We start from the raw sequence: 13,689 nt of genomic DNA, 5'->3' as shown, positions 1-13,689 counted from the left end.
TTCATGGATAAACATAGACTTATGCTATTTTATTGTCTGTACGTTACCGAACCTATACCCAAATGAATGACTTTTTAAGGACAAGATGCACAAGTCCTTAAAGTTACTTTGAAAAAATATCTTCATAAGAAACCCAAGGCTGGTTTAATTTATAAATCTGCCAATCCGGGGTTGTTTTCCAGTCCTACAAGTTGCGGTACATTGACGCGTTGGTTTTTAACAATCGGGTTGCTTTTCAGATACTGCTCAACCACGCCCCACACTGGCTCTCCCCCAGATTGAACACTGCCTACGCCCCAGCGAGCCACTTTATAGGTTTTTTCGGCCTGTATTGGCTCGCCATTCAGCATCATGTTACTAATCCGTGAATTTAATTGCCCCCACGGCTTACAGGTGTAAATTAATCCGCCCGTACGCACCATATCGCCTCCCTGGTGTTGATAAGGATCGTCATTAAATATCTTGTCGCAGAGCTTTTCCAAGTGCTGCTTGATTTCAGCGCCCGCCATATTTACCACCGAGGTATTGGGATAAGTAATAGCCGTTTGTTCCATCAGTCGCTCACGGGTGATAGTTTCGCCAGGCAGTAGCGTTGTTCCCCAACGGAATCCAGGCGAAAATGCAATTTCAGTGTCTTTCACCTGTATCAAAGCGTCAACAATCAACTGATCCCAGGAACCATTAAAATTACCCCGCCGATAAAGTAACTCCTGAGTTTGGGCAAGAGGTTCCTCAAGGCGAGATTTAAACGGTGCACGCACTCGGTCGATGACTGCCTGCATATCCGGATCGGCAGGCAGCAGCTCTGAAAATATCGGCAATAAGTGATATTTATAATCCGCTACGCGACCATGTTTGACATCAAAATCAAGCACAGCAAGAAATTTGCCATGGGATCCGGCATTAGTAACGACGGTTATCCCGCCAGGGTTAGGAACTTCAATGGGTACGGGAACGCCATCATGGGTGTGCCCACCCAGTATCATATCGATTCCGGAAAGCCGCGCAGCCAATTTAAGATCAATGTCCATACCATTATGCGACAACAATACAACAACTTGTGCACCTTTAGCACGGACTTCATCTACCGTAACCTGGAGGCGGTTTTCATCAATGCCAAATTGCCAGTCTGGAGTGAATTGTGCGCCGTTGGCCATGGGAGTATACGGGAACGCCTGGCCAATGATGGCAACCGGAATACCGTTCTGTTCACGAATAACGAAGCTCTCAAATACCGGCTCGGCATTGTCTTCATGGACGATGTTTTGCGCAATAAAAGCGATTTTATCTTTGAAATCATTATGCACAACATGCAGCACCCGATCGGCCCCATGAGTAAATTCCCAATGCCCCGTCATCACATCAACGCCTAACGCAAGCGAAGCTTCTACCATATCCTGCCCAGCCGTCCAAAGCGCTGTAGCCGATCCTTGCCAACTATCTCCGCCATCCAGCAGCAAAGCATTCGGACGGTCTGCTTTCAGCTGCTTGACCAGGCTGGCCAAATGCGCAAAACCGCCAACTTTGCCATAGATCCGAGCTGCCTCACAAAAATCTAGGTGCGAGAACGCATAAGCCTCGCGACTACCCAGTTTAATGCCATAAGCGTTAAGCAGCGCTGCGCCGATAAGATGTGGCAGCTTACCTGCGCTCTTACCTATACCCAGGTTTATACTGGGCTCACGGTAATAAATAGGCAGCAGCTGCGCGTGGCAGTCGGTGAAGTGCAGCAAGCTTACATTGCCGAATGCAGGGATATCATAGAGCTCGTCTCCACTACAGTGGCCATTTAAATCGGTGTGTTGGTAAGTTTTCATATACATCCCTTGATGGCGCGCGAGTTATAAATGGCATTGCCCTCAGGTCTTAGCCATACAGGTATCTTTCTCAATGGGTTTAATGTAATAGCACCAGTATCTTCATTGCAAGACACATTTGCTTTGATGTCAAAGTCTATATTTTTTTCAAGTGCAGCAATTGGTACTTTACGTGCGTAAGGGCTGGTAGGCGAAACGAGAAGCGGGGCTTTTTCTTACATGATCTACCTTACGGGTGTTGTTTGGTGTGTTTTTGGAAAAGTGAGTTGTGCTTTCACGCTTGAAAAATGATCATTAAATTTTTGGTAAATAGTCAGCGGCTATTACATTTTTCATGGGCTTAATGTAACGTATTCATTCTGAAATAACAAAACTCAGGGTGTTGCATGATTTACGATACGGGTGCATTTTTGGTCAGTTGCTTGTTAATACTGGTTTATTACCTGTATTTATGGCGACGGACTCGCCGCGTGCCGGATTCAAGTGTGCATGCGCTCAATGCCAGGGTTCGCGAGCGATGGGTTGGTATGGTCATGAGCAAAGGCAATATGGAAATTCTGGCTGTTCAAACTTTACGTAACTCAGTCATGGCCGCCAACTTCATGGCATCGACTGCCGTATTGTTGATAATCGGTGCATTAAACTTAAGCGAAAAAATCGGCAAATGGACATTACAATGGCATCCTCATGCTTTAGTCGATATTGAGTCTAGCCAGTTATGGCAGATAAAATTAGGTTTATTGCTGCTGGATTTTTTCATTGCTTTCTACTGTTTTGCCATGGCTATACGCTTTTTCAATCATGTCGGTTATATGATTAATTTGCCTAGCGACCCATCGACAGATGACAGTTTATATAAACAAACCTGCGCCTATCTAAACAAAGCTGGCAGTTACTATATGCTGGGAATCCGTACTTTCTTTTTTAGCTTACCGATTATATTATGGTTTTTCGGCCCCTATTTTTTGCTACTGGCAACGCTGGTGTTGATAGTGGAGCTTGCTATGCTGGACAGGACACCGAGTTGAGTAGAATTGTCCGACCTTTTTAAATATAAATACAAAGCAAAGTTATCTGGCACTTTCTGGGTAACACCCCTAAGCCCGAATGCCAAACTTATAGCCCATGCGACTTACGCTTACGCCAAAACGTAGCTCGGCTCATTCCCAACACATTAGCCGCCAGCCCCGCTCGACCATGGCTTTGCTGTAAAGCCTGACGGATAGCTGCAAGTTCATCTTCAGTATCAAGTGCTGGGCCGCGTTTATATAGTTGTTTTGATGCCTCAGCCACACGCGTCTCTTTGAATTCAGGTGGCAACTCAGACAGCCGCAAAGTACTGCCTCTTCCTACTGCAAACGCATATTCCACCACATTATGCAGCTCCCTGACATTACCCGGCCACGCATAATCCAGTAATAAACGCATGGCTTGCGGATCAATTTTTTCGATGATACGAACCCGCTCATCGTTGTGCTGGGTAATAAAATGCCAAATTAGCAGGCTAATATCTTCTCTGCGTTCTCTAAGCGGCGGCAGAAAAATAGGCACGACTCTGAGACGATACATCAAGTCTTCCCGGAATTGGCCATTTTTTACTTCTTCCCGCAATGAGCGATGGGTTGCCGCCACAATGCGCACATCCACCTCAATAGTACGGTCACCGCCCACCGGAATATAATTTCTCTCTTGCAATACCCTGAGCAATTTCGCTTGTAATTCCAAAGGCAACTCGGCAACTTCATCCAAAAACAATGTACCACCATTGGCACGCTGGAATAAGCCACTATGATCTTTTATCGCGCCTGTGAAAGCGCCGCGCACATGGCCAAACAATTCGCTCTCTAATAGATTACTGGACAGCGCCGCGCAATTAACCGCCAGAAAAGGTGCGTGCCTACGGGCGCTCAAATTATGAATGGCCTTAGCGACCAACTCCTTACCAGAGCCGCTCTCACCTCTGACTAAAACCGTGGCCTCGGTTTCGGCGGCGTTTTGGATAATCTGGAACACATCGTGCATGGTCGGTGAGCGACTTAAAATGCCGTGAAAATTTTGTTTTGCAGTCGCCAATACTTTGGGTAGAAAAGTATTGGAGGCTGATTCTGATGCCTCAGTCAGTAAAACAATGCCGCCAGCAAACAGCCCCGACTTATCCAACAAAATCTGGCTAATTTTTTTTAGTGTGGTTTTATCACCGTTAGCCTGAGATAGCTTTATGGATTGCTCTTGGTTGTCATCGGTTTCAGCTAGCGTGAATTCCGCTAAACAAGGCTTGCCGACCGTATTTTCCTGGCGCAAGCCGGTTAACTTTTCCATACCGTCGCCCCAATACAGCACCTGCTGATTTTTATCGACAATATAAATAGCAGCGGATTCACAAAGATCGAGCATTGTCGATAACAGCGTCGCACCATCAAATTGCGCTAACCATGCGGAATACTCGCTGACCCAGCCTAAAGATTGTTTTTTTTGTTTCATACGCGCTCAAATGAATCACAAAACCGTTTCGCAAGAAACTGCACCGGTGTTGAAGATTAACCGTCTAAAATACCTGCGTAAATCTCATCCATACCCAACTGATAATCAATACAGGAAAACTGCACCTGATCGCCTTTTTCATAAACGGTTAAATGCCACAATCCAGCCTCATCAGCACGGTGGTATCGCTCTACCTGATATTTTCTTTGCACTACCAAAAAGTATTCACGCAAACTGGTAATACTTTGATACGCGATTAATTTTTCCCGTCTGTCGGTGCGGGCGGTTGATGGCGACAACACCTCTATCACCAAGCACGGCTGGGTTAAAAAATATGCATCCGTTTCGTCACGGCTGCATCCGAGCATAAGGTCGGGATAATAATAACTGTGCTTATGGGCAATTTTTAGTTTCACATCGTTCATATACACATCACAAGGTGTGCCCTTGATCTGCTGATGTAAGGCTGCATATAAATTGCCGCTGATTTTATTATGCGCCCGCGACCCGCCCGTCATCGCATAAATATAGCCGTCGACATACTCATGGCGGAATTTAGCCTGCTGCTCCATTTCCAGATATTCGTCCTCATTTATTAATGGCATAACCTGTTGTGCTTGCATAGCAACTCCGTATCAGTCAAAAAATTACAGGTTCAGAATATAACCTAAATTTGCGGTTATCGCCTTCATTCAACTCGGATACCTATCAAAGCCTAAAGATTTTTTTGTTTCATAAGCGTTCAAATGAATCACCAAATCGTTTCACAAGAAACTATACATGAAACATGATGGCAATCATAATAGTTTTCAATAAAAACATTTACCATTAAAAACAAATAGATAAAACTATTTTTCTCTATTGGCACGATCTTCGCTTTAGTAAAGATGATAGCCAGAAAAGCCTGGTACATCACTATAACTATTAGATTAATCCTTGGGAGGATAAAAATGAACACACAATTATTGCTTGCCAGTGCAGTGCTGGCATTAACTGCCGGTTGTGCTACCAACACGCCCAACGCCATCACAGAACTGCAACATAACCACGCTATGATGCCGGTGTCAGGCGAACCCAAATACAATCCTGTCATGAACCCAAGGCAAATAGAACACCCGAATGTCATGGGCTTTAATGACCTGCATATCCAAGCTATTCGGCATCTTAAACCCGATGTCATGAGTATTGAAGACCCTAAATTACACGCCATTGTCCACCATCACTGTAAAGCCTACGATGACGGCACATTAGTCTGTTTAATGTTTCCAGGCGGCATGAAAGATCAAGATAAACCGATTGGCTTTGAATACATCATACCAACGGCGCAATACAACACCTTGCCTGCACAAGAAAAACATTACTGGCATTACCATAAAACCGAAGTCGGCAGAGCTTGCGCCACCTTCCCCGATTTAACCAAGGAAGAAGCGAACACCATTTTACCCACCGTACACGAAACCTACGGCAAGGTGGTTTATTTCCAAAAACCCGAAGATAAAATCCCTTTGGGCGAACCTTACGTACTGATTGTCCAAGACATGCCGGACGTTAAAAAATAAATACCATCCTCCCCTTGTTGTGTATTAAACACACAGCTTTAAGTCAGCGGATTAAGGTTTGCAACACCTCCGCTGGCTCTTTTTAACAATTAATCTGGCTCTTATTAGGCGGATTACTGCACGTACTAGGCAGAACTTCTGTACACATTTAAAGGATAGACATGGAAATCCAGAAATCTTGGCAGATTTTGGCTGGCTTGGCCAGCATAGTGGCAACAACACAGACTATCGGCGCAACAACTATAATTGACCCGCCGCGCGGTGCAGTGTTTACCGACCCCGTAACCATAACTAATATGTCTAAAACGGCGGGCATTGTCGAGGTGAATCTGGAAGCGAAAGTCGCACCTATTAATATCAATGGTGTAAAAGCTAATTTGATTACCTATAACGGCATGTATCCCGCACCGACTATTAAGGTTAAAAAAGGCGATGTTTTAAAGATCCATTTTAAAAATTCATTGCCTAATAAAGGTCTCAACACCATGGGCGAAGCCCGTAATTTAACCAATTTGCACACGCACGGACTGCATGTTTCACCGAAGGGAAAATCTGATAATGTGATGATCAGTGTCAAGTCCGGTAGCACGTTCGATTATGAATACGACTTGTCTTTGCATCCTGCCGGTAATTTGAATTTTTATCACCCCCATCAACACGGTAATTCCGCAGAACAAGTCTGGGGCGGCCTGACCGGTGCGCTGGAAGTTGCCGATGAAACCAATGCCTTGGCGAGTTATGAAACCCACACGATGATGTTAAAAGACATCACCTTGACAGGTTCAGCCCCAGAAAAGCATAGCGAAGAAGACTATATGCGCGGCAAAGAAGGCGCTGTCATGATGATTAACGGCAAAGTCAATCCCGTGCTAGCCATGAAGCCAGGGCAAGTGCAACGCTGGAAAATAGTCAATGCCAGCAATGCACGTTTTTATAAACTCAGCTTGGCCAGTCATAATCTGCACATTATCGGTACCGATGGCGGGTTACTGAATAAACCCTCTACCCAAAGCGCCATTTTACTCTCGCCAGGCGAACGTATCGACATTATGGTTAAAGCATCGGCTACTAAAGGCTATTACAAATTACTGTCCACGCCTTACGCCACGCGCAGAAACAACAATACCGACCAGAAAATCACCTTACTCACGGTTAATGTCACAGGCAAGGCGGTTACTCAGAGCATTCCTGCCAAAATTAACAGCAAAGCAGTACGGCTGGCTATCCCCAAAGGCACGCCCACCCGAAAAATGACTCTGAGCATGGACATGGATGGCGCTTATATCAACGATATTGCCCACACGGCAACCACGGCGTATAACCTTAATTCCAAGGTCAACACCTATGAAATATGGGAAATCCTCAATGACAGCGGCATAGATCACCCGTTCCACCAGCATGTTAATTCTGTGCAGGTGCTGTCAATTACCGGTGGCGATAAGGACTATACAAAATTTTATACCACTACTCCAGCTTGGAAAGATACAGTTATCGTACCTAGAAAGGGTAGCGTTAAGCTATTAGTGCCGATTAAAGATTTTACCGGCACAGCCATGTTCCATTGTCATATTGTAGAACATCAGGACATGGGGATGTCGGGTCTGTGGACTATAAAATAATACACGCGGAAGAGGCGCATAAGCCCCTGCCATGCACAGCCAATTGAGTGCGTTCATGCCGTCATTTTCTTTAAAGACGGCATTTTTTATCGGAATAATGCTAGTGAGTTTCAAGACATCAGCAGATTGGTTGGCCAACCTCGGCAACAGCGTGCATTACACGGATGATGTCGCGCTGTTCTCGGTAACGCGGCGATTGTCGCTTAAAGATGATCCGACGCAACCGGTGGTTGATAGGCCTAGCCAAGGCGGGGATTTTGTTTATGATCCCAGTGCAACACTGGAGTGGACAGGGAAGAATACGTTAGGCAAGCTATTAGTGGCAATGGATGCGGGCGGTTATGTCTTTGCCGAGCAATCCGCCTTTTCGCATGGATTATACGAATTTCGGTTGGCACAAACCTTTGCAGACGACAGCAAAATAAGCCTGCATTACAATTTTGTGCCTGATCTTTTTTTAGGGAAAAATACCCTAAGACAAGTAAATACTCAAGAATCTGAACACGACGAAATACTCAGCAACCATTATTGGTCTGTTCGTTTAGACCACCCCTTAACCCGTAATATAACCGTCCGTTTACTGGGGCGTTATGGCTTACGCCATTACAACGCACCTTTCCAGCATCGTGATACGCAGTTCTGGACGCTGGGACCGCATCTTGAATGGGCTATCCACCCAGGGGTAGAGTTGTTACTGGGTTATCATTATGAACGCGGCGTGGCAGACCACCAAAAAGCCATCAATGTGGATGACGATATATCCTATGTCAATCACTATGCGTCTGCGGAGTTGAAGCTACAGGTACTGGAAAAGTTAAGCGCCATTTTTATATTTGATTATGAAAAAAATGCCTACACCAGCCAATATGTTAATGATGAACATCGCGGGGCTTCTGAAAATCTGTTTCAGGGCGAGATAGAGCTATTGTATGAACTCGATAAATCAGCAACGATTAAATTAGGTTGGCAACATGGCAGCCGAAAATTAACCTCGGAAGCACACAGCGTTAACAACAATAATATTTGGTTGGGGGTTGACTATGCTTTTTAGGCGCTGCTCTGAAGCCGAAGTTTCTGCCCATAGGAGACGGTTATGCGATTTTTTTTAACGCTGTTGGTCGGATTAACACTTTCAGCCGCAGCTGTCGCCGATCAAAATCTCGGCTTGCCAGCTTTACCTGTACCGATTGATAATCCACAAACCGATGCCAAAATCGCATTAGGCAAACACTTGTTCAACGATAAACGCTTTAGTGCCGATGGCTCGGTAAGTTGTGCCAGCTGCCACCATGCTGATAAAGCCTTTACCGATGGACGACCGTTAGCCCAAGGCTTAAACGGACAAACCGGCACACGCAATGCCCCTACCGTGCTGAATGCGGCATTTTTTGAAACCCTGTTTTTAGATGGCCGCGCCAACAGCCTGGAAGCGCAAGCCTTAGGGCCGTTTATTAACCCCATTGAGCATGGCTTAAACAATCACCAAGCCATTGTTGATACAATCCAGAAAGATGCACAGTATGGCCAACAATTCCAAAAAGTTTTTGCCCTACAACCGCAGCAAATAACCATTAACCATGTCACCCAAGCCATTGCCAGTTATGAGCGCACTTTGATTGCCGGTAATTCGCCTTTTGACCGTTATCTGTTTGGACGCGATCACACGGTATTGTCAAAAAGTGCGGAACGGGGTTTAGGCCTTTTCAAGCGCAAGGGCAATTGTCTGGTGTGCCATGAAATATCCTGGAATAACGCCTTATTCACCGATAACCGTTTTTATAATGTCGGCGTAGGTTTTAAGCGTTTAGCGCCGGTTTTAGATGCGTTGATTGCCGCTGTAAACCAAGGCAAAAATCCAGATGACTTCCCGTTAACCGATACCCAGCGTTCTGAACTGGGGCGCTTTAATGTCACCAAAGTGCTAACCGATGTTGGCAAATTTAAAACACCAACGTTACGAAATATTTCCCTAACCGCACCGTATATGCACGATGGCAGCATGAAAACATTGGAAGAAGTTATTGAACATTACGATAAAGGCGGCGATAAAAATCAGTTTATCGACAAAGAGATTTTCCCGTTGCATCTCACCCAACAAGAAAAAGCGGATTTAGTGGCCTTTATGAAAGCATTAACCAGTGGAGGGCGATAATGGATATCCAACAAATAATAAGTTATTTTTTACTTGAGCTGTCTTCAAGGCTTTATCATAATAAAAAATTGTAAAGAATGCTTACCCTGTACTCACTGACAAGATAATTTTTATGAACCCTGGATTTTGGCTGAAAAATTGGCAAGACAATAAAATTGGCTTCCATCAACAACAAACCAACAATCATCTGATCTCATTTTGGCAGCATTTGAATCTGCCACCGCATTGCCGTGTATTTGTGCCCTTATGTGGTAAAAGCCTCGATCTTTTGTGGCTGCGACAACAAGGGCATAGCGTCATCGGGGTTGAAATCAGTGAGAAAGCAGTCGATAATTTTTTTACTGAAAATGGACTAAATCCTAATAGCTTTGAACAAGACTGTTTTCACTGCCATGAAACCGAGCATTTAACACTACTGCAAGGCGATTTTTTCGACTTAACGCCGCAGCATGTTGACAATGTTGCAGGGGTTTTTGATCGTGCATGTTTAGTCGCCTTGCCGGTTGAATTGCGCCAGCAGTATACACGGCATTTAAAAAGCATTTTGCCCAACACGGCTAAAATTTTGCTAGTCACTTTTGAGTATGACCAAACAGAAATGGCGGGTCCACCATTTTCAGTCAGTGAAGCCGAAGTTCATAGGCTTTACCGAGATAACTATGGTATCGATCTCTTGCTTAACCAAGACGTACTAGACATTTATCCCCACTTCAAAACTGCCGGATTAACAGGCCTTCAAGAGAAGGTCTACGTGCTTACGCCTTATTAAACTTGATATTTACCATCAGCCATACCGAAAATTTTTCAGCACTATTGACTTTAACCACTCGCAGGAGAAACCCATGATAAAAAAAATAATTTCAAGCTTGGCCATCATTCTGTCATTAGCAAGTAGCCCAGTATCTATCGCCTCTGCCAATACAAGCCTCGTTGATACAGCATTGGCTGTTACGGATAACCTGAGTTTTGATAGCGCATTCAATTGGTCGCAACAATTTTCCGTAAAAAAGAATGTGCCTTACGACGAATCCAAAGACTCCGCTTTACGCAGGGGCACCGAAAACTGGGATCAACCCCAAGGTAGCTTTTTCGTCATGCCTGCCTTCATTTTTGGACTCATTTTAGTCTTCCTGTATTTTAATCGAGAAAAATAATGCCATTCCCCAGCAAGCACATTCGATTTTTATCGTATAGCAAAGAAATAACCCTTGCCTTGCTGGTGAAGTTTTTGTTGCTAGGCGGCTTGTGGTGGCTGTTTTTTTCTGGCAACAAGCCCCCCGTTAATGGCGCGATTATCGCCGAGAAAATTTTTGGTGCGCAGCATTCAACAACTATTTCACAGCAAAATAAGGAAGGCCATTAATGATCGTCAATGAAGTTGTAGAGTTATCGAGGCTTCAGTTTGCACTGACTGCAATGTATCATTTTTTATTCGTGCCGCTCACGCTGGGCTTGTCGTTTTTACTGGCCATTATGGAATCGGTGTACGTGATGTCGGGTAAACAAATTTACAAAGACATGACACGCTTCTGGGGCAAGCTATTCGGCATTAATTTCGCGATGGGGGTCACTACCGGCATCACGCTAGAATTCCAGTTCGGCACCAACTGGGCGTATTATTCGCACTATGTGGGCGATGTTTTTGGCCCGCTGCTGGCCATTGAAGGCATGATGGCGTTTTTTCTGGAATCCACATTTGTAGGATTATTTTTCTTCGGTTGGGAACGGCTCAGCAAAGTTCAGCACTTGATGGTCACTTGGCTGTTAGCGTTAGGCACGAGTTTATCGGCGCTGTGGATACTGATCGCCAACGGCTGGATGCAACATCCTGTCGGTGCCGAATTCAATTACGACACCATGCGCATGGAACTGACCAGCATTGCCGACGTATTCTTTAACCCGATTGCACAGGTCAAATTTGTGCATACCGTTGCGGCGGGTTATGTCACCGGCTCTATGTTTGTGCTGGGCATTAGTGCGTATTATTTGTTAAAAAATCGCGATGTCGCTTTTGCCAGGCGCTCATTCAGGATAGCCGCCGGTTTCGGACTGGCATCCGTGTTGTCGGTGATTGTATTGGGCGATGAAAGCGGCTATACCGTGGGTGAAGTGCAAAAAGCCAAGCTGGCCACCATTGAGGCGGAGTGGGAAACTGAAAAAGCACCCGCCTCGTTCACGCTGCTCGGCTTGCCCAATGAAGAAACCATGACAACTGACTACGCCATCACTATTCCCTGGGTATTAGGCCTGATCGCGACGCGCTCAATAGACGAAAAAGTCGGCGGCATAAACGACATATTGGCCAACAACCGCGAGCGTATTAAAAGCGGCATGATAGCTTATGAAAACCTGCAAAAATTGCGCCTGGATAAGCTCGATCTGCAAGCAAAATCAACGTTTGAAAGTCACAAGGACGATCTGGGTTATGGTCTGCTGTTAAAACGCTATACCGACAAAGTCATCGATGCGACACCTGCGCAAATTGAGCAAGCCACCCGCCATTCAATACCTAAAGTAGCGCCGATGTTCTGGACATTTCGCGGCATGGTGTTGTGCGGTGTGTTAATGCTGTTTATTTTCGCCGCCTCGTTTTACTACAACGCCAAACGCACCGCCCATAAACAACGCTGGTTATTACGCCTGGCATTCTACGCTATGCCATTACCCTGGATCGCCAACGAATTGGGCTGGGTGGTCGCCGAATACGGTCGTCAACCCTGGACAATCGCCGGTATTTTACCGACCCATTTGAGCGCCTCCAGCGTTGATGTTGGGCAACTGTATTTAAGTCTGGTGGGGTTTTTCGTGTTCTACACCGTGCTGCTCATTATTGAATTGTTTTTGATGACGAAATATGTACGCTTAGGGCCTAGCAGTTTGCACACCGGTCGCTATCATTTTGAACAAGAAGGTATGAATCATGTTTGATTTTGAAACCTTACGACTGATTTGGTGGGCACTGCTGGTGTTTTTGATTTGCGGCTTTATCGTCATGGACGGCTTTGATCTAGGTATCGGCATGTTGCTGCCCTTCCTCGGCAAAACCGATGATGAACGCCGCGTGATGCTCAATACCATCGGCCCCACCTGGGAAGGTAACCAGACCTGGTTGATTACGCTGGGTGGCATTTCGTTTGGTGCGTGGTCGCTGGTGTATGCCACCTTCTTTTCAGGGCTTTATACCGGAATGCTGGTGCTGTTGTTCGGTTTATTTTTGCGCCCGGTAGGCTTTGATTATCGCAGCAAGCTGCCAAATCCTCGTTGGCGCTCGGCGTGGGATTGGGCGTTGTTTGCAGGGGGCGCAGTACCGACGGTAGTGTTAAGTCTTGGCGCGGGCAATTTAATCATTGGCTTGCCGTTTCAAATTGACAGCGATTTACGCTCCACCTACAGCGGCAGCTTCTGGGATTTATTCCAACCCTTTGCCTTACTGTGCGTGGTTATCGGATTAGCGTTATTGTGCTTGCACGGTGCGGTCTTCTTGCACTGGCGTACTGAAGCAGCGTTGGCGCAACGCGCCCGACAAGTGATAATCTGGAGCGCCCTGATTTTTGCACTGGGCTTCATCGTAGCGGGTGTTTGGGTCGCGGTCGGTCTGGATGGTTACCGCATTACCTCGTCTATTGATACCCATATTGTCGCCAATCTATTAGCAAAAACGGTAACCAAAGAAAGCGGCTTATGGCTAGCTAACTACAATACGTATCCCTGGTTATTATTATCGCCCTTACTTGCGATTATCGGCACGGGTCTGGTGGTATTTTTATCAGCTAAACGCTATACCGGATGGGCATTTTTAACCAGCTGTTTAGTCGTTGTTTGCGTAATAGTGACGACGGCGGGTTCGATGTTCCCCTTCCTCATGCCATCCAGCATCTCCCCAACCAGTAGTCTAACCGTGTGGGATGCCAGCGCCAGCCACTATACTTTAAATATACTGTTGTTTGCTACTGTATTAATGATGCCTATCGTTATGGCTTATACCACCTGGGTGTATCGCGTTATGCGTGGCAAGGTGACGGTTGAGGATATTCAGAACAACAAAAACGTCTTGTATTAAG

At 45.7% G+C, this 13,689-nt stretch carries 13 protein-coding genes and 1 pseudogene; 10 read left to right on the top strand and 4 right to left on the bottom strand.

Features of this window, described 5'->3' with window-relative positions; genetic code table 11:
• Window positions 1-149 precede the first annotated feature (149 nt).
• Both soxB and ACHZC4_RS06155 read right to left on the bottom strand, forming a co-directional pair.
• Window positions 150-1,817, bottom strand: coding sequence for a thiosulfohydrolase SoxB (soxB, locus tag ACHZC4_RS06160; RefSeq protein ID WP_394752947.1), 1,668 nt, complete (start codon window positions 1,815-1,817; stop codon window positions 150-152).
• Window positions 1,814-2,005: pseudogene (locus ACHZC4_RS06155) on the bottom strand (glutathione S-transferase N-terminal domain-containing protein); the annotation flags it as partial. The pseudogene ACHZC4_RS06155 and the gene soxB, both read right to left, overlap by 4 nt.
• A gap of 198 nt (window positions 2,006-2,203) precedes the next feature.
• On the opposite strand from ACHZC4_RS06155, the gene ACHZC4_RS06150 reads away from it, so the two are divergent.
• The gene (locus ACHZC4_RS06150) at window positions 2,204-2,845 is read left to right on the top strand and encodes a DUF599 domain-containing protein (protein WP_394752946.1); all 642 of its coding nucleotides are present in this window, start codon (window positions 2,204-2,206) and stop codon (window positions 2,843-2,845) included.
• 88 nt (window positions 2,846-2,933) lie between these two features.
• On the opposite strand, the gene ACHZC4_RS06145 is transcribed toward ACHZC4_RS06150, so the two are convergent.
• A complete protein-coding gene (locus tag ACHZC4_RS06145) occupies window positions 2,934-4,298 on the bottom strand; it encodes a sigma-54 interaction domain-containing protein (RefSeq protein WP_394752945.1) in 1,365 nt (454 codons plus the stop codon).
• 56 nt (window positions 4,299-4,354) lie between these two features.
• Complete coding sequence (locus ACHZC4_RS06140; protein WP_394752944.1) at window positions 4,355-4,921, bottom strand: Uma2 family endonuclease; 567 nt, start codon at window positions 4,919-4,921, stop codon at window positions 4,355-4,357.
• Between the two features lie 327 nt (window positions 4,922-5,248).
• Here ACHZC4_RS06140 and ACHZC4_RS06135 point away from each other — a divergent pair, with 327 nt between their 5' ends.
• The 9 genes from ACHZC4_RS06135 to cydB all read left to right on the top strand — a co-directional run bounded on the left by ACHZC4_RS06135 (window position 5,249) and on the right by cydB (window position 13,688).
• A complete protein-coding gene (locus ACHZC4_RS06135) occupies window positions 5,249-5,857 on the top strand; it encodes a DUF1264 domain-containing protein (protein WP_394752943.1) in 609 nt (202 codons plus the stop codon).
• A gap of 161 nt (window positions 5,858-6,018) precedes the next feature.
• Window positions 6,019-7,476, top strand: a complete 1,458-nt coding sequence (locus ACHZC4_RS06130) for a multicopper oxidase family protein (RefSeq protein ID WP_394752942.1) — start codon at window positions 6,019-6,021, stop codon at window positions 7,474-7,476.
• Between the two features lie 97 nt (window positions 7,477-7,573).
• Window positions 7,574-8,527: a hypothetical protein gene (locus ACHZC4_RS06125; protein ID WP_394753059.1), complete on the top strand. Its 954-nt coding sequence runs from the start codon at window positions 7,574-7,576 to the stop codon at window positions 8,525-8,527.
• Between the two features lie 42 nt (window positions 8,528-8,569).
• A complete protein-coding gene (locus ACHZC4_RS06120; RefSeq protein WP_394752941.1) occupies window positions 8,570-9,628 on the top strand; it encodes a cytochrome-c peroxidase in 1,059 nt (352 codons plus the stop codon).
• A gap of 112 nt (window positions 9,629-9,740) precedes the next feature.
• Window positions 9,741-10,397, top strand: coding sequence for a thiopurine S-methyltransferase (locus ACHZC4_RS06115; RefSeq protein WP_394752940.1), 657 nt, complete (start codon window positions 9,741-9,743; stop codon window positions 10,395-10,397).
• Between the two features lie 73 nt (window positions 10,398-10,470).
• The gene (locus tag ACHZC4_RS06110; RefSeq protein WP_394752939.1) at window positions 10,471-10,782 is read left to right on the top strand and encodes a hypothetical protein; all 312 of its coding nucleotides are present in this window, start codon (window positions 10,471-10,473) and stop codon (window positions 10,780-10,782) included.
• Entirely contained in the window at window positions 10,782-10,991 is a 210-nt protein-coding gene (gene cydP, locus ACHZC4_RS06105) for a cytochrome oxidase putative small subunit CydP (protein WP_394752938.1), read from the top strand. The genes ACHZC4_RS06110 and cydP overlap by 1 nt, the downstream gene beginning before the upstream one ends.
• Window positions 10,991-12,556, top strand: coding sequence for a cytochrome ubiquinol oxidase subunit I (locus ACHZC4_RS06100; RefSeq protein ID WP_394752937.1), 1,566 nt, complete (start codon window positions 10,991-10,993; stop codon window positions 12,554-12,556). The genes cydP and ACHZC4_RS06100 overlap by 1 nt, the downstream gene beginning before the upstream one ends.
• Window positions 12,549-13,688 carry a cytochrome d ubiquinol oxidase subunit II gene (gene cydB, locus ACHZC4_RS06095; RefSeq protein ID WP_394752936.1) on the top strand — a complete coding sequence of 380 codons (1,140 nt, stop codon included), beginning with the start codon at window positions 12,549-12,551 and terminating at the stop codon, window positions 13,686-13,688. Before ACHZC4_RS06100 ends, cydB begins: the two co-directional genes overlap by 8 nt.
• Window position 13,689 lies beyond the last annotated feature (1 nt).

The sequence above is a fragment of the Crenothrix sp. genome (assembly GCF_043729335.1).
GTDB lineage: Bacteria > Pseudomonadota > Gammaproteobacteria > Methylococcales > Methylomonadaceae > Crenothrix.
Note: the sequence above shows the minus strand (reverse complement) of the source record. Positions and strands in the feature narration are given on the sequence as shown.

Coding starts and splice junctions, on each gene's coding strand:
- soxB (WP_394752947.1), bottom strand. CDS start 1,817: ATGAAAACTTACCAACACACCGATTTAAATGGCCACTGTAGTGGAGAC.
- ACHZC4_RS06150 (WP_394752946.1), top strand. CDS start 2,204: ATGATTTACGATACGGGTGCATTTTTGGTCAGTTGCTTGTTAATACTG.
- ACHZC4_RS06145 (WP_394752945.1), bottom strand. CDS start 4,298: ATGAAACAAAAAAAACAATCTTTAGGCTGGGTCAGCGAGTATTCCGCA.
- ACHZC4_RS06140 (WP_394752944.1), bottom strand. CDS start 4,921: ATGCAAGCACAACAGGTTATGCCATTAATAAATGAGGACGAATATCTG.
- ACHZC4_RS06135 (WP_394752943.1), top strand. CDS start 5,249: ATGAACACACAATTATTGCTTGCCAGTGCAGTGCTGGCATTAACTGCC.
- ACHZC4_RS06130 (WP_394752942.1), top strand. CDS start 6,019: ATGGAAATCCAGAAATCTTGGCAGATTTTGGCTGGCTTGGCCAGCATA.
- ACHZC4_RS06125 (WP_394753059.1), top strand. CDS start 7,574: ATGCTAGTGAGTTTCAAGACATCAGCAGATTGGTTGGCCAACCTCGGC.
- ACHZC4_RS06120 (WP_394752941.1), top strand. CDS start 8,570: ATGCGATTTTTTTTAACGCTGTTGGTCGGATTAACACTTTCAGCCGCA.
- ACHZC4_RS06115 (WP_394752940.1), top strand. CDS start 9,741: ATGAACCCTGGATTTTGGCTGAAAAATTGGCAAGACAATAAAATTGGC.
- ACHZC4_RS06110 (WP_394752939.1), top strand. CDS start 10,471: ATGATAAAAAAAATAATTTCAAGCTTGGCCATCATTCTGTCATTAGCA.
- cydP (WP_394752938.1), top strand. CDS start 10,782: ATGCCATTCCCCAGCAAGCACATTCGATTTTTATCGTATAGCAAAGAA.
- ACHZC4_RS06100 (WP_394752937.1), top strand. CDS start 10,991: ATGATCGTCAATGAAGTTGTAGAGTTATCGAGGCTTCAGTTTGCACTG.
- cydB (WP_394752936.1), top strand. CDS start 12,549: ATGTTTGATTTTGAAACCTTACGACTGATTTGGTGGGCACTGCTGGTG.